Origin of the sequence: Actinomadura sp. NBRC 104425 (assembly GCF_030269545.1) — a bacterium.
GTDB classification, from domain to species: domain Bacteria; phylum Actinomycetota; class Actinomycetes; order Streptosporangiales; family Streptosporangiaceae; genus Spirillospora; species Spirillospora keratinilytica.
In genome coordinates this window covers 159,021-178,546 of the sequence record NZ_BSTN01000006.1, presented here as the reverse complement: position 1 = coordinate 178,546, position 19,526 = coordinate 159,021, and the positions used below count along the sequence as shown (strand labels likewise).

The window sequence follows — 19,526 nt, the reverse complement described above, 5'->3', positions numbered from 1 at the left end:
CCCGGCGCATGTTCCGATGCCGGCCGGGCGGTCAGTCGGGGCGGTAGGCGCGGGCGAACAGCGTGACGCCCGGCCACGACCGGACCGGAAGCCGCCGCTCCACGGCGCTGACCAGGCTGAGCAGCTCGTTCACCACGGGCGGGGCGTCCGCCATGTCCTCGCAGTACCGGGTGCGGTGCCGCCGCCACCGCACCAGCGGGCGGAGCAGGACGTTCCAGTTCCACAGCCGTTCCACCCGCAGCCCGGCGCCCTCCAGTACCCCGGCCAGGTCCGCCCGGGCGTAGCGGCGCACGCGGCCCAGCGCCACGTCGTGCGCCGACCACAGCTGCATGTCGCAGGGCACGGCGACCAGCGCGGTCCCGCCGGGACGCAGCACCCGGGCGATCTCCGCGGCGGCGGCGCGGTCGTCGTCCACGTGTTCCAGCACGTTGAGCGCCAGCGCCAGGTCGTAGGTCGCCGACGGCAGCGGCAGGAACCGGGCGTCGCCGAGGTAGGCGACGATGCCCTGGGCCAGGCACAGGTCCACGGCGGCGGGGGCGGAGTCGATCGCCACCGCCTGCCAGCCATGCTCCATCAGCACCCTGGTGTTGCCGCCGCCCGCGGCGCCGATGTCCACGGCCTGCCCGGGCACGCCGATCCGGCGCAGCTCCCGGGCGATGATCCCGCGGCGCTCGCGGTACCACCAGTTGTCGTCCTCGATGTCGACGACCCGCTGAATCTCGATGGTGTCCACGGTCACCAGCGCACCGATTGCGACCCGCCGCGGCCATCGCACGCGCCGTGGTTGACGCCCTTTTGGCGGACGCAGTGCGGGCCATGGCGATACCGGCCGCACCCCCGGGGAACAGACCCCTGACCGGAGGGGGTATCGCAGATGGGCGCGATCGGCCGGGCGGTGCGGCAGCGTCTGCCCGACGGAGCGGTGCCCGCCGCCAGGCGGCACTGGCCCGTCGCCGCGGTGCTCGCGGCGGGCCTGGCCGTACGGGCGGTCGCGCTGGCCGGATACCCCACGGGGCTGTGGTTCGGCGACTCGGTCGGCTACCTGCGCGTGGCCGTCACGCTGGAGCCGTCGATCACGCGGGCGAGCGCGTACGGGGTCATGCTGCTGGTGCTGCGTCCGCTGCACAGCCTGTTCGCGGTGGTCGCCGTCCAGCACCTGCTCGGGCTGCTGACGGCGGTGCTGCTGTACGCGCTGGTATGGCGGCACGCGCGGGCGGCCTGGCCCGGCCGGACGCTGCGGCCGGGGCTGCTGGGCGCGGCGGCGACCCTGCCGGTGCTGTTCGACGGGTACCAGATCCAGCTCGAACACCTGCTGCTGTCGGAGACGCTGTTCACGTTCCTGCTGGTCGCCGCGGTCGTGGTGCTGCTGTGGAACGCGCGGGTCGGCGTGCGGGCGGCCGCCGCGGGCGGTCTGCTGCTCGGCCTGGCCGGGACGACACGGTCGGTCGGCCTGCCCCTGCTGGCGATCGTCCTGGCATGGCTCCTGGTGCTGCGTTCCGGCGTGCCGTGGCGGCCCGCGGCGGTGCTGGTGGTGTCGTTCGCCGTCCCGCTGCTGCTGTACGCCGCGTGGTTCAAGGTCGTGCACGGCCGGTTCGCGCTGACCGGCACCGAGAAGGTCTTCCTCTACAGCCGCACCGTCGACTTCGCCGACTGCTCGGTCATCAGGCCGCGTCCCGGCCTGCTCGACCTGTGCCCGCGCACGCCGCCCCCGGGCGTGGCACCCGCGTTCGCGGTGCTGTGGACCAGGCAGTCGCCGTTCTTCCGCGCCCCCGGCGGCAAGATGGGCTCGAACGAGCGCGCCGGGGAGTTCGCGTGGGCGGCGATCCGCGCCCAGCCCGCCGACTACGCCCGCGTCGTCGTGCGGGACACCTTGCGCGCGTTCTGGTGGAAGCGGACCGTGTACCCGCAACTGCCGACCTTCCGCAAGTACGAGTTCCCGGCCAGGCCGCTTCATCTCAGCAGGCGCCAGGCCAAGGTCGCCCGCGCCTACACCCACCGCGTCCGGCCGGTGCGCGTCGTGGAGCCCTACGCCGGATGGATGCGCGCCTACCAGCACCGCGTGTACCTGCCGGGCATCGGACTGGGCGTCATGCTGGCCGTCGCGGCGGTCGCGATGGCGACGGGGGCAGGCCCCGCGCGTCCACCGGCGAGATCGGGGGTGGCCGCGCCGGTCGGTCGAGGGCGAGCGGCTTTGGGGCGTCGGTGGGGGTGTTGCCCTGGATCAGGCCGCCGACGAGCGTTGGTGTTCCGCCGGGCTCTTGTGCGGGCGCGTGCCGCCGCTGCTGGCCGACGCGGGGCTGTGCGCCGCGCCCTGCTGCCGTGGCTGGTGGTGGGGAGAGGGGCCGCGCGTCCACCGGCGAGGCTGGGGGTGGCCGCGCCGGTCGGTCGAGGGCGAGCGGCTCTGGGGCGTCGGTGGGGGCGTTGCCCTGGATCAGGTCGGCGATGGGCGTTGTCGTCCTGCCGGGCTCTGGCGCGGGTGCGCCGTGGGGCTGTGCGCCGCGCTCTGCTGCCGTGGTTGGTGGCGGTGGGGCTGCTGGTCGTGCCCGCCGCCACCGCCGACTTCGACTACCGGTATGTGCTGCCCGCTGTGCCGTTCGGTGCGCTGTCGACTGTGTTGGCGATCGTCCCGCCCCGACGCTCAGGTTAGCGGCGCCTTCTGTGCCTGTGGCGACGCGCTAAGGAACGGGCGGCCGGCAGTTGTGCTGTCCGCTGTGGTGTTGGGTGGGCTGTCGGTTGTGTTGGCGTTTGTTTCGTGCCGTCGTTCGGGTTAGCGGCGGTTTCTGCGCCTGCGGCGGCGTATCAGGAAGCGGGCGGCCAGCAGCACCGCGACCACGGCAGCGATCGCTGGGACGGCCCGTTTGGCCACCGACGGCCCCGCCACTTCCAGCAGGTCGATCGGCTCCTGCTCGCGGCGCGGCTGGGCGCCGGCCGCCGGATGCTCTCGCCTGGTCTCCGACGGGGGCCGCTGTTGCGGTATGGGCTTGGGCTCGATCTGCGGCGGGGCGGCGCCCTCGGCCGGGGTGGGTTCGGGTGCCTCGGTGGGTGTTCGCGGCTCGTTCTTCTGCTCCTGCACCTCCTTGGCCTTCTGGGCGGCGCCCTGCTGGTCGACGATGTCTTCGGCCGCCGGTGCGCCGCTCTCCTCGGACGACTCCAGCTCCTTGGCCAGCGTGTCGGCGAACCGTCCGATCAGCTTGGCGCCGACCTCGGACAGGATGTTGCGGCCGAACTGGGCGGGGCGCCCGGTCACGTTCAGCTTGGTGTGCACGGTGACGCGCGTGGTGCCGCCCCCTCCCGGCCCGGCCGCCCCCTCATCGGGCACGGAGTGCAGGCGCGCCTGGACGGTCGCCGACGCGGTGCCCGGGCCGCGGGCCTCCTTGCCGGACGCCTCGATCGTCACCGTGCGCGCGGACTCGTCGGCCGCCACGATCCGCGCCGTGCCGCGGTAGGTGACGGTCATGGCGCCGACCTTCACCCGCAGCCGCCCGGTGTACTCCCCGTTTTCGGCCGACTCCAGCGTCGCGCCCGGCACGCACTGGGCCACCCGTTCCACGTCGAGCAGTACCGACCAGGCGCGATCCACCGGTACGGGGACGGTGAATTCGTGGTCGAGCTCCATGATCACGGTCCTTTTCGTTCGGGGGCGCGTTCAGGGGGCCTGACTGCGACCCTACGACCGCGCACCGCACAGACGCCAGATACCCCTGTGCCTGTGGATAACCCGCGGCCCTCGGGGCCCGCGCCCGGATTGTCAGCGGCGGGCGCGGGCCCCGGCCGCAGGCGTCACGCCGACGCGGCGGCGGTGAGGGCGCGGGCGGTGAGCACGCGGGCCAGATGCGCGCGGTACTCGGAGGAACCGTGCAGGTCACCGGGCGGGGACGTGCCCGCGGCGGCCCGTTCGCCGGCCTCCCGGAAAGAGCTCTCCGAGACCGTGCGGCCAGCGATGAAGTCCTCCACTTCGGCGGCGCGCACCGGCGTGGGCCCCATGTTGGTCAGCGCGACCCGGGCGGCCTCGACCGCGCCTCGCTCGCGCCGCACCGCGCACGCGACCCCGACGATCGCCCACGCCTGCGCGGTGCGGTGGAACTTCTCGTAGTGCACGCCCCAGCCCGCGCCCAGCTTCGGCACGCGGACGCCGACCAGGATCTCGTCCGGCTCCAGCGCCGAGGTCATCCAGTCCACGAAGAAGTCCGCCGCCGCGATCTCGCGTTCGCCGCGCTCGGCCGACACCGCCAGGAACGTCGCGTCCAGCGCCAGCGCCACGGCGGGCAGGTCCCCGGCCGGGTCGGCGTGCGCCAGCGCCCCGCCGAACGTGCCGCGGTGCCGCACCGCCGGGTCCGCCACCGTCGCGGTGGCCTTGGCGATCAGCGGGGCGTGCGCGCGCACCAGCGGGTCCCGCATGACCTGGTGGTGGGTGGCCATCGCGCCGATGAACAGCGCGCCGTCCTCGTCGCGGATCTCCCGCAGCGCGGCCACGCGGTCAAGGTCGATCAGCGCGTCGGGGTAGGCGAGCCGCAGCCGCAGCAGGGGCATCAGGCTCTGCCCGCCCGCCAGCACCTTGGCGTCCTCGCCCGCCTCGGCCAGCGCCGCGCACGCCTCCTCGACCGTGCCGGGCCGCGCGTAGTCGAACGTCGCCGGGATCATCGGGCGTCACCTCCCTGCGCCGAGCCGAGCCCTCCGGCCGCGCCCGGACGCGCGTCCCCCGCGGGTTCGCGCTCGCCCCGCAGCGCCCGCCACACCCGTTCGGGCGTGCACGGCATCGGCACGTCCCGCACGCCGTACGGGCGCAGTGCGTCGACGATCGCGTTGACCACCGCCGGGGTGGACGCGATCGTCCCGGCCTCGCCGACCCCCTTGACGCCCAGCGGGTTGGACGTCGCCGGGGTCTCGGTGCGGTCGGTGACGAACTCCGGCAGGTCGGCCGCCGACGGCACCAGGTAGTCGGCCATCGTCGTGGTGGTCAGGTTGCCCTCCTCGTCGTACACGGCCTCCTCGTACAGGGCCTGCGCGATGCCCTGGGCGAGCCCGCCGTGCACCTGCCCCTCGACGATCAGCGGGTTGACGACCTTGCCGACGTCGTCCACGGCCACGTACGAACGCAGCCGCACCATGCCCGTCTCGGTGTCGACCTCGGCGGCGCACAGGTGCGTGCCGTGCGGGAAGGAGAAGTTCTCCGGGTCGAAGGTCAGGTCGGCGTCCAGCGACGGCTCCAGGCCCTCCGGCAGGTCGTGCGCGGCGAACGCGGCCATCGCGATCTCCTGCAGGGTGCGGCCGCCGTCGGGCACGCCCCGCACCCGGAAGCGCCCGCCGGAGAACTCCAGGTCGTTCTCGTCGGCCTCCAGCAGGTGCGCGGCCACCTTCTTGGCCTTCTCGATCACCTTGTCGCAGGCGCCGTACAGTGCGACACCGCCGACCGCCAGCGACCGCGACCCGTAGGTGTCCATGCCCTTGGGTGACACCGCCGTGTCACCGTGCAGCACCTTGACATCCTCGAACGGCACACCGAGCCGGTCCGCGGCGATCTGCGCCCACGCCGTCTCGTGGCCCTGGCCGTGCGCCGACGACCCGGTGACCACCTCGACCTTGCCGGACGGCAGCACCCGCACCGACGCGTGCTCCCAGCCGCCCGCGCCGTACGACAGCGACCCCAGCACCCGCGACGGCGCCAGCCCGCACATCTCCGTGTAGGTCGAGACGCCGATGCCCAGCTGCACCGGGTCGCGCCGCTCGCGCCGGTCCCTTTGCTCGGCGCGCAGCTTGTCGTACTCGAACAGCCGCAGCGCCTTGTCGGTGGCCGCCTCGTAGTCGCCGGAGTCGTAGGTGAGCCCGCAGATCGTCTCGTACGGGAACTCCTCGTGCCGGATCCAGTTGCGGCGCCGCACCTCGATCGGGTCCAGGCCCAGCTCGGCGGCGAGCTCGTCCATCAGCCGCTCGATCGCGAACGTGGCCTCCGGACGGCCCGCGCCCCGGTAGGCGTCCGTCGGCGTCTTCGTCGTGAACACGCCCGTGCAGGTGAACGAGTAGGCGTCCATCTTGTAGATGCCGTTGAACATGAACGCGCCCAGCAGCGGCACGCCCGGCGTGACCAGCATCAGGTACGCGCCCATGTCGGCCAGCAGGTCCACCTTCAGCCCGCGGATGCGCCCGTCCCGTTCGGCGGCCAGCGTCAGCCGCTGGATCTGGTCGCGTCCGTGGTGGACCGCCATGTTGCCCTCGCTGCGCGACTCGGTCCACTTGACCGGACGGCCCAGCCGCCTGGCCAGCAGCAGGCACAGCACCTCCTCCCCGTATACCTGCAGCTTGGAGCCGAACCCGCCGCCCACGTCGGGGGCCACGACCCGCAGCCGGTGCTCGGGGATACCGGTGACCGTCGCCAGCATCAACCGCAGGATGTGCGGGATCTGCGTGGCCGAGTACACCGTGAAGCCGTCGCCCTCGGGCACGCACAGCACGGCCCGGGGCTCCATCGCCGTCGGGATGAGCCGCTGCTGGACGTACCGGCGCTCGATCACCACGGGGGCGTCGCGCATCGCCGCGTCCAGGTCGCCGTTCTCGTACACCCACGTGTAGCACTTGTTGGTGCCAAGGTCCTCGTGGACGAGATCGGCGCCCTCCCTGAGCGCCTCCTCCATGTCGGTGACGGCGGGCAGCGGCTCGTAGTCGACGTCGATGTCCTCCAACGCGTCGGCCGCCGTGTACCGGTCGCGTGCCACCACGCACGCCACCGGCTCCCCTGCGTACCGCACCTCGTCCACGGCCATCGGGGGGTGCGCGGGGTGCTTCATGTCCTCGGTGACGGGCCACGCGCACGGCAGCGAGCCCTGCTCGTCGGCGAAGTCCGCCCCCGTCAGCACGGCGACGACGTTGGGACGGGCCTTGGCCGCCGACACGTCCACCGCGTTGATCCGCGCATGCGCCATGGGGCTGCGCAGGAACGCCACGTACAGCGTCCCCATGGGCTGCATGTTGTCGGTCCAGCGGGTGCGGCCGGTGATCAGCCGCGCGTCCTCGCTCCTGCGGCGCGGGGAACCGATCTCCTGGACGGTCACGGTGTCACCTCCCGGTCCCGCGCCGGGGTGCGCATCTCACCGGCCGCGCGGCGCACCGCCCGCACGATGTTCTGGTAGCCGGTGCAGCGGCACAGGTTCCCTTCGAGTCCCTCCCGGATCTCCTCGTCGGACGGGTCGGCGTTCTCCCGCAGCAGGTCGAGCGCCGCCATGATCATGCCGGGGGTGCAGAAGCCGCACTGCAGCGCGTGCTCCTCGTGGAAGGCCCGCTGCAGGGGGTGCAGCACGCCGTCGATCCCCAGCCCCTCGACCGTGGTGATCTCGCGGCCGTCGGCCTGCACGGCCAGCACGGAACAGCTCTTGACGCTCAACCCGTCCATCAGGACGGTGCAGGCGCCGCAGTTGGTGGTGTCGCAGCCGATCGGGGTGCCGACCTTCCCCAACCGGTCACGCAGGTAGTGGACGAGCAACAGGCGCGGTTCGACGTCGTCCTCGTACGTCGCACCGTCGACCTCGACGCGGACACGTGGCATTCCTTCTCCCAGGGACGTCTCGGTTGGGGTGGGAAGACGTCCCCTGGGGGAGGAGCACGAGGAGCACGCTGGACCGGCCACGGCATCGGGGCCACCTCCGTCGCTCGGAAGAAGGCGACGCAACGAACGTAAGCCGACCCGTAACCCCCGTACCACCCCCCGCCACCCTCAATTTGCTTTCGTTTGGTACATCCCCTCACCGGCCGGGACGGGCGCTGGGCGGCCCGTCCCGGCCGGCCCCGGTAGGTCAGAAGGGGGCGGGACGAGAAGGATCGGGGCCGGGGTCGCCTTGCCGCGGGGCGACCAGCAGGGTGACCGAGTCGGAGCTGCGCATCCACGCGCCCGCGACGTGTCGGCCGCCCTCCGGCCGCCAGTCGGCCGGCGGGGAGTAGTAGTTGCCCGAACCGTCCTTCTTGAACTCCCCGATCAGGTAGGCGGCGGTCATGTGCCGTGCGCGCAGCCGGGCGAGGGCCTGGGCGACGGTGCGGCCGGTCAGCCGCAGGCTCGGCGGGTTGTCACCCGCCGCGGGGTGCTGGTCGCGGTAGACCTCGCCGGGTCGGGCCGTCCGGCCGATGACGATCTCGGTCGCCTGCCACCGGACCGCCTCGCCGCTGAGTTCCACGGTCAGCGGACAGGCGGTGCCCCGGCCGGGCGGGCAGTCCAGCACGGTGGCGATCTGGATGCTGCCAGGCGTGCCGTCGGCTCCGGTGCGGGAGGCGCCCCCCAAGCGGATGATCTTCCGTTCGCGGCCGGGGGACACCGGCACGATCGACAGGGTCACGTCGAGGCCGAGCCGGGCGAACGCCTCCCGGAACTGGCGCTGGTCGGCGTAGACGTCCTTGACGTGGACCCGGTAGGTGTCGTCCGTGCGCCGGATGTCCACGGCGGCGTTGGCGTAGCCGCGGACGGGGCCGGGCCCGCCGGCGTCCAGCGCGACGACCGCGCCGGCGGCCACGGCGGTAGCGGCGACCAACCCGGCCGCGTACCGCCCGTACCGGCGGCGCCGCGGCCGGGCCGCGGCCCGCGGCTCCGCCGTGATCGCCGCGAGCAGGGCGCGGGCTCCCGGCGAGGCCGGTTCCGCGGCTCGGTCGTCGTATCCGGGGGCCAGGCGGGCCACCAGCTCGTCGATTTCGGGCGTGGTCACCGTCGGTTTCCTTCCATCTCCAAGCGTGTGTTGCGGACGGCCGGTACCTCGTCCACGCCGGCGGCGCGCAGCGCGCGGGCGAAGCGTTTGCGGGCGCGGTGCAGCCGGCTGCTCACCGCATTGCGCGAGCAGCCGAGGACCTTGGCGATCTCCGCGTGGCTCAGCCCCTCCCATGCGACCAGGGACAGCAGCTCCCGGTCTCGTTCCGGAAGGGCGCGGAACACCTGCGCGACGGGGGTGCCGTCCATGGGCGCCGGGGTGAGGGACGGTGCGGCGGCCAGTTCGTCGCGCAGCATCGCCGTTTTGGCCGCGTGCCGCAGTTCGCCTCGGCGGTGGTTGGCCAGCACCCTGCGCGCCACTCCGTACAGCCAGAGCCGGGCCTCGTCGCCGGGCGGCAGGTCGTCCGCCCGCCGCCAGGCGATGGTGAACGTCTCGGCCACCACGTCGGCGGCGTCGTCCGGGGACTCGCAGCGCCGCAGGGCATAGCCGAACAGTGCTCGGTAGTTCTCCGCGTAGACGGCGGCGAACTCGTCTTCGTCCAATGGGGGTTCGCCTTCCTGGGGACGGCGTCGGTCACCACACCACATGTCCGCACGCACGCGGATCTTTCACGCGTTCGCGGACCGGGCCGGTGGCCGCGCGGCTCATCCGAGCCCCCGCGGAGCTGCGCCGGTGACGGTGGTGACCATTCTCCGCGCAGCCGGAGCGCCGCTCACCGCCGCATTCCCGCGACGGCCGCCGTTTCTCGCAGATCAGAAGGTCAGTCGGGCTGGGCGTAGACGACGAGATTGTGCGAATAGCTGGACGTGCGGCGGTCGAATGAGCCGGTGCAGGTGATGAGAACCAATCGAGCGGGCGAGTCCTGGGCGAATACCGAATGGGGAAGCCGCTGTTTCGGATATGCGCGCCGGGCCACGATCCGGTAATCGCGCGTCCGGCCGTCGGCGCTGCGCACATTGATCCGGCCGCCCATCCGGACGCCCCTGAGTCCGAACAATGCCCCCGGGCCTTCCCTGGCGGTGTCAACGTGACCGGCGATGACGACCGTGCCGGTGGCCGAGCCGGGTGCGGCTCCGCCTCGCCACCAGCCGAGGTCGCGTGCGGACGGCGGCACCTCCAGGGTTCCGTCGGGCCGGACGCCGACGGGCAGCACCCGGGCCCGCACCCGCAGGTCGGGGATCTCCAGTCGGACCGGTGGCGAGCCGGTGTCGGCCGCAGCGGGGTGCGTCGCCGGTCCGCCGACCGCCGTGGGGACCGTGCCGGCGTCCAGCGCCTGCGGTGTCACCCGCGGGGCGGGGCGCATGACGAGGGCGGCGCCGCAGACGGTGAGCGCCGCGCCGAGTACGGCGCTCACCACACCTGCGATCGTCAACCCCTCCACGGCACGGGACGCCTCCACAGCAGGGCACCGCCCGCCGTCACCAGCAACCCTGCGGAAAGCAGCCCGTATCCCAGCGCGAGGGGCCGCCCGTCCGGAGCGGCCGTCGCCAAGCCGCCGCTGCCGGCCGCGACGTGGCCCGGCGGGTCGGCCTCACGTGCCCGCAACAGCATGTTCAGGTGCTTGCGGAAAACCGGGGAGCTCACCGTGGCCAGGTGCTGGGCCTCGGCCGCCGTCCCCAGGCGCACCTCCTCGCGGGCGGCGGCCAGATCGTCCCGGTGGTCCTTGATCAGGGCGTTCAGCCAGGCCCGGTCGAACGCCTTGCCGTGCATGGCGTTCAGCCTGGCCGCCAGTGCCTTCTGCGCGGTCGACGGCTCCGCCGGCAGCGAGACGCCGAGCCTGCGCGCCGTGTCCTGGACCGCCCTGTCGAGCTTGGAGTGGTCGCTCACCAGCATGGCCCCGAGTGAGCGCACGGCCTTTGACTTGCCCTTCCTCTGCGCGATCGTGCCCACCGTGACCTCTGTCAGATTTCCCTGGTGGGCCTGCACAAGCCATTTCTTGTCCCGGGCCGACACGTCCTGTTGCGCCGCTGCGGGCGCCATACCAGCGGCCGAAAAGGCGACAACGGCCCCGGCGACCGGCACAACACGCAAGATCGACATCACACCTCCACGGTTGCGCATGAATCGACCGAACACTGCCGCGACCGTTCCCCCGGCACGCGCACTCATGAGAGGCGTCATTCCGCCCTGAAAGCATCCTTGCCGTCTTCTGGCCTGTTCAGCCTTTGTCCGGCATATACCTGACCAGCGTCATGCCGATCCCTGAAGCGCCCCGCGCCCAAGCCCCCCCCGGACGGGGTGGGCCGGCCGGTCAGCTTTCGCGGATGGTGTCGAGGTCGCGGCGGGCCTTGGCGAGCAGGTCCCGCATGGCCGCCTCCGCCCGGTCCGGCGCGGCGGCGCGGACGGCCTCGAGGACGGCGCGGTGGCTGGGCACCGGGTCGTCGTGGCGGCCGACGCCGTGCACCAGGCGGTCACGCTCGGCCAGCCCGACCTCGATGACGATCTCCATCCGCTCCAGGAGCTCGTTGTGGGTGGCGGTGAGCAGGGCGCGGTGGAAGGCCAGGTCGGCCTGGACGGCCAGGGCGGCGTCGCCGTCGGCCCGGCCCATCGCGGCCAGGGCGTCGTCCAGGGCGGCGAGGTCCTCGTCGGTGCGGCGCAGCGCGGCCAGCCGGGCGGCCTGGGGCTCGATGATGCCGCGGACCTCGGCGAGGTTCTCCAGGAAGGCGGCGTCGCTGCGGTTGGCGAACTGCCAGCGGATGACGTCGGGGTCCAGCAGGCTCCAGTCGGAGCGGGGGCGGACGTAGGTGCCGCGCTTCTGGCGGGAGGCGACCAGACCCTTGGCGGCCAGCACCTTCAGCGCCTCGCGCAGCGCGGTGAGGCTGATGTCCAGCTCGGCGCCGAGGGCGGCCGGGTCGATGGTGTCGCCGGGCCGCAGTTCGCCGGTGAGGATGCGGCGCGCGATCTCCTGCACGGTCTGCCCGTGCAGTCCGCGTTCGGTGTACCGGGCCACGAGGTCCCTCCGTTCCGGCCGTCGGCGAGCACCCTAGCGGCATCGCCCCGTCGCCTAGTAATCATAAATTAATAATTATTCTTGACAGCCGTGCGACCTGGGCGTTAAACAGTGTCGGCGGACACACCCGTGGTGGACGACCTGCATGTTCGAGGAGATGCGTCGATGAACCATGCCAAGCGCCGGATCCTGGCCGTGCTCGTGGCGGCCGCGGTCCTGGCGGTCACGGCCGCGTGCGGCGGCCGGGTGGGCGAGAACGGCCGGATCGGCGTCGTCTACCTCAACGCCGAGGGCTACTACGCGGGCGTCAAGCGCGGGCTGCGCGCGACGCTGGACCGGCAGGGCCGCGGGCCGCAGCTGCTGCAGATCAACATCCAGTCGGACCCGTCCCGGGAGAGCTCGTTCATCAACACGATGAGCTCGGCGAAGGCCGACGCGCTGATCGTCTCGCCCGCCTCGGCCACCGCGTCGGTTCCGGCGATGCGGCTGGCCAAGGAGAGCGGCGTCCCGGTGATCTGCTACAACACCTGCATCGAGGACGCGCAGGCCCGCAAGTACGTGCGCGCCTTCGTGCTCGGCTCGCCGGAGGAGTTCGGCCGGGTCAGCGGCGAGCAGATGGCCGACCACTTCCTGCGCGCCGGCATCCGCGACCCGCAGGTCGGGATCATCAACTGCGAGCAGTTCGAGGTCTGCGTGCAGCGGCGCGAGGGCTTCGAGCGGGCGCTGAAGGCGAAGGTGCCGGGTGCGCGGATCGTCGCCAGCCAGCAGGGCCTCCAGCTGGACGAGGCCGTGGAGCGGGCCACGCAGCTCCTCATCGCCCACCGCGACCTCGACGCGTTCTACGGCGAGGCGGGCTCGCAGACGCTCGGCGCGGTCCGGGCGGTCGAGACCCGCGGCCGGATCGGCAAGACCGTGGTGTTCGGCGGGGACATGTCCGTCGACGCGGCCAAGAAGCTGCAGGACGGACGGGTCCTCAAGGGCGTGGCGGACATCTCCGGGATCAAGGTCGGGCAGCTGGCCGGAAAGGCCGCGCAGGACGTGCTGGCCGGCCGCCCGCCGGGCCGGTTCATCATCCCGGCGCCCGTCGACCGCTACCTGGGCGCGCAGGACGGCGCCCGCTGGCTCCGGGAGCACCCCGATGGCATCCCGTAGGCCGCGCGCCCGCCGCCCCGCAAGGCCCTGCCGCCCCGCGCGACCGTGCCGTCGCCGAGACCGTCCGAGCAGCCGAGAGAAGGACCAGTCATGAGCACCCCGCTGGTACGCGTCGCCGACGTCACCCGCCACTACCCCGGAGTCCGGGCGCTGACCGGCGCGAGCCTGGAGATCGAGGCCGGGGAGGTGCGGGCGTTCCTCGGCCGCAACGGCGCGGGCAAGTCCACGCTGATCCGGGTGCTGTCGGGCGTCGAGCGGGCCGACGCCGGCACCGTGGAGATCGGCGGGCGGCCGCTGGGCGACGGCGGGGTGCAGCGCGCCGGCGAGCTCGGCGTGCAGACCGTCCACCAGGAGCTCAGCCTGGTCCCGGGGATGACGGCGGCGGAGAACCTGTTCCTCGGCCACTGGCCGCGCACCGCCGCGGGCCGCGTCGACCACGCCGCGATGCGCCGCGCCGCACGGGAGATCTTCGACCGGCTGGGGCTGGACATCGACCCCGACGCCCAGGTCGGCACGCTTCCGCTCGCCGAGCAGCAGCTCGTGGAGATCTGCCGGGCGGTGCGCCGCGAACCGCGGCTGCTGATCCTGGACGAGCCCACCAGCGCGCTGGCCGCCGCCGAGGTGGAGATCGTCCTGGACGCTGTGCGGCGGATCGCCGACAGCGGTGTCGCGGTGATCTACGTCAGCCACCGGCTCGACGAGATCCGGCGGATCGCGCGCACCGCCACCGTGATGCGCGACGGCCGGGTCGTCGGCACCGTCGACCTGACCACCACCTCCACCGACGAGGCGGTCGCGATGATGCTCGGCTCGACCTACGAGGCGGCCGTACGGCCCCAGTCGCGTACGGTCGACCGCACCCGCACGCCGCTGCTGTCGGTGTCCGGCCTGCGCGTGCCGCCCAAGGTCGTGGACGTCTCCTTCGACCTGTACCCCGGCGAGATCCTGGGGCTGGCCGGGCTGATGGGCTCGGGACGCACCGAGATACTGCGCGCCGTCGCCGGGTTCGCGCCGATCGCGGCCGGGACCGTCCGGGTGGACGGGGAACCGGTGCCCCGCGTCACGCCCGCCGGCATGAAGCGTCGGGGCGTCGGGCTGACGCCCGAGGACCGCAAGAGCGAGGCGATCGTCCCGCTGATGGGCGTCGGCGAGAACATGGTGATGTCCGACTACGGCGCGGTCGGCACGAGCCTGTCCGTGCGGCCGTCCCGGGTCGCCCGGGCCGCCCGCGAGCTGATCGGGCGGCTGTCCATCGCCGCCGCGTCGAGCCGCACCCCCATCGCCGCCCTCAGCGGCGGCAACCAGCAGAAGGCCGTCATCGGCCGGTGGCTGCACGCCGGCAGCCGGATCCTGCTGCTGGACGAGCCCACCCGCGGCGTCGACGTGGAGGCCAAGGAGGCCATCTACCAGCTGGTCCGCGAGCTGGCCGACCGGGGCGCCGCCGTGCTGTTCGTGTCCGGCGAGCTGGAGGAGCTGCCGCTGGTCTGCGACCGCGTCATCGCGGTGCGCGGCGGCACGGTCGCCGCCGAGTTCACCGGCGCGGACGTCACCGTCGACGCCGTCCTGTCCGCCGCGATGGCCGCCTGAGCCGCGCCCCCACCCCACAACCGAGGAGAGCGAATCACATGACCACCGCACAGACCGGCCGGGCCGCGCCGCCCGGCGCGCCCGCCGGCGGCGCGGCGGCCCGGCTGCTGGCCGGGCGGGCGCACCAGCTGAACGAGATCGGCCTGCTGGCCGCCATCGCGGTGCTGTACATCGCGCTCGGCAGCTCCGCCGAAGGCTTCCTGTCGGTGCACAACCAGCTGGGCATGCTGCGCGACGCCGCCACCATCGGCATCGCCGCCTGGGGCGTCACCCTCGTCATCATCGCGAGGGAGATCGACATCAGCATCGGCCCGGCGGTGGCGTTCTCCTCGGTGCTGGTCGCCAAGGGCAGCGCCGAATGGGGACTGGGCGTGTGGGGCGCGATCGCGCTCACGCTGGTCCTCGGCCTGCTGTGGGGCGCGGCGGCGGGGTGGCTGCGCGCCGTGTTCGACGTGCCGTCGTTCATCACGACGCTGGGGGTGTGGAGCGTCCTCGGCGGCCTGGGCCTCTACCTCACCGACGCGCTGCCGGTGACCCTGCCGGAGAGCGGCGCGTTCGACGTGCTGGGCGGCGACGTGCTGGGCGTGCCGACCGCGGCGGTCATCATGCTGGTGCTGTTCGCGGTGTTCGCCTACGTGGCGCGGTTCACCCCGTACGGCCGGTCGGTGTACGCGATCGGCGGCAACGCCGGTGCGGCGCGGCTGTCGGGCATCAACCTCACCCGGGTGCGGGTGCTGCTGTTCGCCACCACCGGCCTGCTGTCGGCGGTCACCGGCATCCTGCTGGCCGCGCGGCTGGGCTCGGGCAGCGGCGGCGCCGCGTCCGGGCTGGAGTTCGACGTGATCGCGGCGGTCGTGATCGGCGGCACCGCGCTGGCCGGCGGCCGCGGCGGGATGCTGGGCACGCTGCTGGGCGTGGTGTTCATCACCGTGATCGGCAACGGGCTGGTGCTGCTCGGCGTGGACTCCTTCCTGCAGAACGTGGTGCGCGGTGTGATCATCGTCGGCGCCGTGCTGGTCAACGTGATCGTCGCGCGCCGCGGCCGCACCACCCCGACCTCCTGAGAAAACCGGCGGTGACCATGACTTCGACGACCGGAACCGGTGCCGTGTCGGACACCATGCGGGGCGTCTTCCTGCCCGGCGACTGCACCGCCGAACTGCGCGAGCACGACGTGCCCCGGCCGGGGCACGGGCAGGTGCTGGTGGAGATCGGCGCGTCCGGGATCTGCGGCAGCGACATCGGCTACATCTACCGCGGCTACAAGGGCTACCGGGGCGTGGACGGCCCCGCCTACCGCGGCGTGATCGCAGGCCACGAGCCGTCCGGGCGGATCGTGGCGGCCGGGCCCGGCGTGCACCGCTTCGGCCCCGGCGACCGGGTGATCGTCTACCACATCGTGGGCTGCGGGCTGTGCGACAACTGCCGCCGCGGGCACTACATCAGCTGCGGGCGCGGCCGCGAGTCCTACGGGTGGCAGCGCGACGGCGGGCACGCCCCGTACCTGCTGGCCGAGGAGCGGACCTGCGTGCCGCTGCCCGACGAGCTGTCCTACGTCGACGGCGCCCTGATCGCCTGCGGCTTCGGCACCGCCTACGAGGGGCTGCGCCGCGCCGGGATGAGCGGCGACGGCGACCTGCTGGTAATCGGGCTCGGCCCGGTGGGGCTGGCGGCCGGGATGATCGGCCGCGGCATGGGCGCCCGCAAGGTCATCGGCGTGGAGCCGTCGCAGGCGCGCCGCGCGTGGGCCGAGACGGTCGGCGTCTTCGACGCCGTGCTGCCCGCCGGCGACGGCGCGGCCGAGGCGGTCGCCGACCTCACCGGACGCGGCGGGGCGGCGGTGACCATCGACTGCTCCGGCACCCGGCCCGGCCGGAGCCTGGCGCTGGAGGCGGCGGCCGAGTGGGGGCACGTGTCGCTCGTCGGCGAAGGCGGCGACCTGCACACCGAAGTGTCCGACACCCTCCTGCACAAGCAGCTGACCATCCACGCCTCCTGGGTCACCTCGCTCCCGGCGATGAGCGAGCTGGCGCGGAACCTGGTCGACTGGGGACTGCGGCCGGAGCGGGTCGTGAGCGACGTCTTCGGGTTCTCGCGGGCGGGCGAGGCGTACGCGCTGGCCGCGGGCGCGAGCAAGGGCAAGGTCGTCCTGGTGCCGGACGACGCCGCCCCGGAGGCGTCGTGAGCGGGGGCGCGCCCGCGGGCGTGCGGGTCCGGACGGACGAGTCCGGCCCGTACGAGGTGGTGTGGCTCGACAACGGGCACCTGCGGCTGGGCGTCGTGCCGCGTCTGGGCGGCCGCCTGCTGAGCCTCGTCCACGAGGGCGCCGAACTGCTGTGGCGCAATCCCGAGCTGCTGGACGACCGGCTGCACCCGGTCGGCGGCCACCGCCCCGCCCCCACGTCGGGCCCGATGGCGAACTGGGCGAACTACGGCGGCGACAAGACCTGGCCCGCGCCGCAGGGATGGTTGTCGCCGCGGGAGTGGGCCGGGCCGCCCGACCCCGTCCTGGACTCGGGTCCCTACACGGCCGCCGTCCGCGAGTGGGAGAACGGCGCGGCGGTGACGCTGGAGAGCGGCCACGACCCGCGCACGGGCCTGCGGATCCGCCGCGAGATCCGGCTCGACGCCGGGCGGGCCTCCTACGAGCTGCGGCTCACCGCCGTCAACGAGTCGTCCGCGCCGGTGCGCTGGGCCCTGTGGAACGTCACCCAGTACCCCGGCGGCGGGGTCGCCCGTGTGGAGGTCGCGGCGGGCTCGGCCGACCCGGTCGAACTGGCCGTCGGCACCGCCGCACCCGCCTGGATGCGGGCCGGCGCGGACGCGGCGGACGGGACGGAACTGCTGGAGATCCCCGCCCAGGACGTCGTCGGCAAGCTCGGCTTCCCCGGCGCCACGGGGCGGCTGACCTACGCCCGTGACGGCCGCCTGCTCACCACGGAATGGGACGTGCCCGCCGACGCCGAATACCCCGACGGCGGATCCCGCGCGGAGGTGTGGATGGAGCACCCGCTGGACCGGCCGCTGGAGCACCTCGGCGGACTCAACCCGCCCGCCCGGATCGTCGAGTGCGAGGCGCTGGGCCCGTGGACGCGGCTCGACCCCGGCGCCGGCACCTCCCTCGGCATCCGCGTACGGGTGGAGGCGCCATGACCGGAGACGGCAAGACCGGAGACGCCATGACCGGGGGTGACAGGAGCGTGCAGCCGGACGCCGCCGCGCGCCCGGTGGCCGTCGTCACCGGAGCGGCACGGGGCATCGGCGCGGCGACCGCGCGGCGGCTGGCCGCCGACGGGTACGGCGTCGCGCTGCTCGACGTGTCCCCGGAGGTCCACCGGGTCGCCGAGGAACTGGCCGCCGACGGAGCCGACGCGCTCGGCGTGCACTGCGACGTCGGCGACCCCGGCGACTGGGAGCGGGCCGTCCGCGCCTGCCGCCAGACGCTCGGCCCCGTCGACGTGCTGGTGTCCAACGCCCTGCACTACGAGCCCGGCGCGGCGCACGAGCTGTCCCTGGAGTCCTGGCACCGGCAGCTCGACGTCACCCTCACCGGCACCTTCCTCGGGGTGCGGGCGACCGTGGCCGACCTGCGCGCCGGCGGCCGCGGATCCGTCGTGATCGTGTCGTCCGTGCACGCCTCCTTCGGGCTGCCGGGGCGGCCCGCGTACGCGGCGGCCAAGGCGGGACTGACCGGGCTGACCCGGCAGCTCGCCGTCGAGTACGGCCCCGCGGTGCGGGTCAACGCCGTGCTGCCGGGCCCGGTCCTCACCGCGCAGTGGGAGCAGATCGGCGAGCGGGACCGCGAGCGCAGCGCCGCCGAGACCGTCGCCGGACGGCTCGGCCGCCCGGAGGAGGTCGCCGCCGCGGTCGCGTTCCTGGCCGGCCCGGACGCCTCGTTCATCACCGGCGTGTCCCTGTTCGTGGACGGCGGCTGGAGCATCACCAAGAACTCGTCGTGACGGTACCGAGGCCGTGACGGCACCGGAGGGAAGAACCGAACGTGAAGATCACCCGGGTGGAGACCTTCCTGGTCCCCCCGCGCTGGCTGTTCTGCCGGATCGCGACCGACGAGGGCCTCGTCGGCTGGGGCGAACCGGTCGTGGAGGGGCGGGCCGAGACCGTCCGCGCCGCCGTCGAGGAGCTGTCGGACCTGCTGATCGGCGCCGACCCGCGGCGCGTCGAGGACCTGTGGCAGACGATGACCAAGGCGGCGTTCTACCGGGGCGGGCCCGTGCTGTCGAGCGCGGTCGCCGGGCTCGACCAGGCGCTGTGGGACATCCTCGGCAAGTCCCTCGGCGTCCCGGTGCACCAGCTGCTCGGCGGCGCGGTCCGCGACCGGGTGCGGGTGTACGGCTGGGTCGGCGGGGACGAGCCCGCGCAGGTCGGCGAGCAGGCCGCGGCCCAGATCGAGGCCGGGCTGACCGCGGTGAAGATCAACGCTTCGGGGCGGGTGTCGCCGCTGCCGACCGCGCGGGAGACCGACGAGATCGTCCGGCGGGTCGCGGCCGTGCGGGCGGCGATCGGCGACGGCAACGACGTGGCCGTCGACTTCCACGGCCGGATCAGCGTGCCGGCGGCGCGCCGGCTGGTGCCGCTGCTGGAGCCGTACCGGCCGATGTTCGTCGAGGAGCCGGTGCTGCCCGAGTACACCGACCGGCTCGCCGACGTGGTGGCCGCGACGACCACCCCCATCGCGTGCGGCGAGCGGCTGTACTCGCGCACGGACTTCCTGCCCGCGCTGCGGGCCGGGGTGGGGGTCGTCCAGCCCGACCTGTCCCACGCCGGGGGGATCTCCGAGGTGCGGCGCATCGCCTCGCTGGCCGAGACGTACGGGGCGCTGCTCGCCCCGCACTGCCCGCTGGGGCCGCTGGCGCTGGCGGCGAGCCTGCAGGTCGCCTTCGCCACGCCGAACTTCCTCATCCAGGAGCAGAGCATCGGCATCCACTACAACTCCGGCACCGCCGAACTGCTCGACTACATGGCCGACCGGTCGCCGTTCGCGTTCGTGAACGGCGCCATCGAACGCTGGGAGGCGCCCGGCCTGGGCATCGAGATCGACGAGGCCGCGGTCCGCCGGGCCGACCGGACCGGGCACCGGTGGCGGCCGCCGCTGTGGCGGCACCCCGACGGAGGGCACGCGGAATGGTGAGGGGCGA

18 protein-coding genes are annotated in these 19,526 nt (G+C 73.7%); 8 read left to right on the top strand and 10 right to left on the bottom strand.

Going from position 1 to position 19,526, the window contains the following annotated elements; genetic code table 11:
• Window positions 1-31: 31 nt before the first annotated feature.
• On the bottom strand, window positions 32-739 hold the full coding sequence (locus QSK22_RS12170) for a class I SAM-dependent methyltransferase (RefSeq protein ID WP_352231440.1): 708 nt from the start codon (window positions 737-739) through the stop codon (window positions 32-34).
• Window positions 740-874: 135 nt separating this feature from the next.
• On the opposite strand from QSK22_RS12170, the gene QSK22_RS12165 reads away from it, so the two are divergent.
• Window positions 875-2,647, top strand: a complete 1,773-nt coding sequence (locus QSK22_RS12165; protein WP_285494204.1) for a hypothetical protein — start codon at window positions 875-877, stop codon at window positions 2,645-2,647.
• 120 nt (window positions 2,648-2,767) lie between these two features.
• Here the strand turns inward: QSK22_RS12165 and QSK22_RS12160 are convergent, their stop codons facing one another.
• The 9 genes from QSK22_RS12160 to QSK22_RS12120 form a co-directional block, all read right to left on the bottom strand.
• Window positions 2,768-3,616: an SRPBCC family protein gene (locus QSK22_RS12160; protein ID WP_352231439.1), complete on the bottom strand. Its 849-nt coding sequence runs from the start codon at window positions 3,614-3,616 to the stop codon at window positions 2,768-2,770.
• 164 nt (window positions 3,617-3,780) lie between these two features.
• Window positions 3,781-4,641: an FAD binding domain-containing protein gene (locus QSK22_RS12155; RefSeq protein ID WP_285494202.1), complete on the bottom strand. Its 861-nt coding sequence runs from the start codon at window positions 4,639-4,641 to the stop codon at window positions 3,781-3,783.
• Entirely contained in the window at window positions 4,638-7,046 is a 2,409-nt protein-coding gene (locus QSK22_RS12150) for a xanthine dehydrogenase family protein molybdopterin-binding subunit (protein ID WP_285494201.1), read from the bottom strand. Before QSK22_RS12150 ends, QSK22_RS12155 begins: the two co-directional genes overlap by 4 nt.
• Window positions 7,043-7,537 (bottom strand): (2Fe-2S)-binding protein, encoded by a 495-nt coding sequence (locus QSK22_RS12145; protein ID WP_285494200.1) that lies wholly within the window; start codon window positions 7,535-7,537, stop codon window positions 7,043-7,045. Before QSK22_RS12145 ends, QSK22_RS12150 begins: the two co-directional genes overlap by 4 nt.
• A 247-nt stretch (window positions 7,538-7,784) precedes the next feature.
• Entirely contained in the window at window positions 7,785-8,681 is an 897-nt protein-coding gene (locus tag QSK22_RS12140; RefSeq protein WP_285494199.1) for a hypothetical protein, read from the bottom strand.
• A complete protein-coding gene (locus QSK22_RS12135; RefSeq protein ID WP_502872299.1) occupies window positions 8,678-9,268 on the bottom strand; it encodes an RNA polymerase sigma factor in 591 nt (196 codons plus the stop codon). Before QSK22_RS12135 ends, QSK22_RS12140 begins: the two co-directional genes overlap by 4 nt.
• Before the next feature lie 173 nt (window positions 9,269-9,441).
• On the bottom strand, window positions 9,442-10,053 hold the full coding sequence (locus QSK22_RS12130; protein ID WP_285494197.1) for a class F sortase: 612 nt from the start codon (window positions 10,051-10,053) through the stop codon (window positions 9,442-9,444).
• On the bottom strand, window positions 10,050-10,721 hold the full coding sequence (locus QSK22_RS12125) for a DUF4142 domain-containing protein (RefSeq protein WP_285494196.1): 672 nt from the start codon (window positions 10,719-10,721) through the stop codon (window positions 10,050-10,052). The genes QSK22_RS12130 and QSK22_RS12125 overlap by 4 nt, the downstream gene beginning before the upstream one ends.
• A 211-nt stretch (window positions 10,722-10,932) precedes the next feature.
• Window positions 10,933-11,631, bottom strand: coding sequence for a FadR/GntR family transcriptional regulator (locus QSK22_RS12120; protein WP_285494195.1), 699 nt, complete (start codon window positions 11,629-11,631; stop codon window positions 10,933-10,935).
• 165 nt (window positions 11,632-11,796) lie between these two features.
• On the opposite strand from QSK22_RS12120, the gene QSK22_RS12115 reads away from it, so the two are divergent.
• The 7 genes from QSK22_RS12115 to dgoD all read left to right on the top strand — a co-directional run bounded on the left by QSK22_RS12115 (window position 11,797) and on the right by dgoD (window position 19,519).
• On the top strand, window positions 11,797-12,783 hold the full coding sequence (locus QSK22_RS12115) for a substrate-binding domain-containing protein (protein WP_285494194.1): 987 nt from the start codon (window positions 11,797-11,799) through the stop codon (window positions 12,781-12,783).
• Between the two features lie 90 nt (window positions 12,784-12,873).
• Window positions 12,874-14,370, top strand: a complete 1,497-nt coding sequence (locus tag QSK22_RS12110) for a sugar ABC transporter ATP-binding protein (protein ID WP_285494193.1) — start codon at window positions 12,874-12,876, stop codon at window positions 14,368-14,370.
• Between the two features lie 38 nt (window positions 14,371-14,408).
• A complete protein-coding gene (locus QSK22_RS12105; RefSeq protein WP_285494192.1) occupies window positions 14,409-15,434 on the top strand; it encodes an ABC transporter permease in 1,026 nt (341 codons plus the stop codon).
• A 17-nt stretch (window positions 15,435-15,451) separates the two neighbouring features.
• Window positions 15,452-16,555: a zinc-dependent alcohol dehydrogenase family protein gene (locus QSK22_RS12100; protein ID WP_285494191.1), complete on the top strand. Its 1,104-nt coding sequence runs from the start codon at window positions 15,452-15,454 to the stop codon at window positions 16,553-16,555.
• Window positions 16,552-17,523 carry a DUF4380 domain-containing protein gene (locus QSK22_RS12095; protein WP_285494190.1) on the top strand — a complete coding sequence of 324 codons (972 nt, stop codon included), beginning with the start codon at window positions 16,552-16,554 and terminating at the stop codon, window positions 17,521-17,523. The genes QSK22_RS12100 and QSK22_RS12095 overlap by 4 nt, the downstream gene beginning before the upstream one ends.
• Window positions 17,520-18,329: an SDR family NAD(P)-dependent oxidoreductase gene (locus QSK22_RS12090; RefSeq protein ID WP_285494188.1), complete on the top strand. Its 810-nt coding sequence runs from the start codon at window positions 17,520-17,522 to the stop codon at window positions 18,327-18,329. The genes QSK22_RS12095 and QSK22_RS12090 overlap by 4 nt, the downstream gene beginning before the upstream one ends.
• A 41-nt stretch (window positions 18,330-18,370) precedes the next feature.
• Window positions 18,371-19,519: a galactonate dehydratase gene (gene dgoD, locus QSK22_RS12085; RefSeq protein ID WP_285494187.1), complete on the top strand. Its 1,149-nt coding sequence runs from the start codon at window positions 18,371-18,373 to the stop codon at window positions 19,517-19,519.
• Window positions 19,520-19,526: the final 7 nt, after the last annotated feature.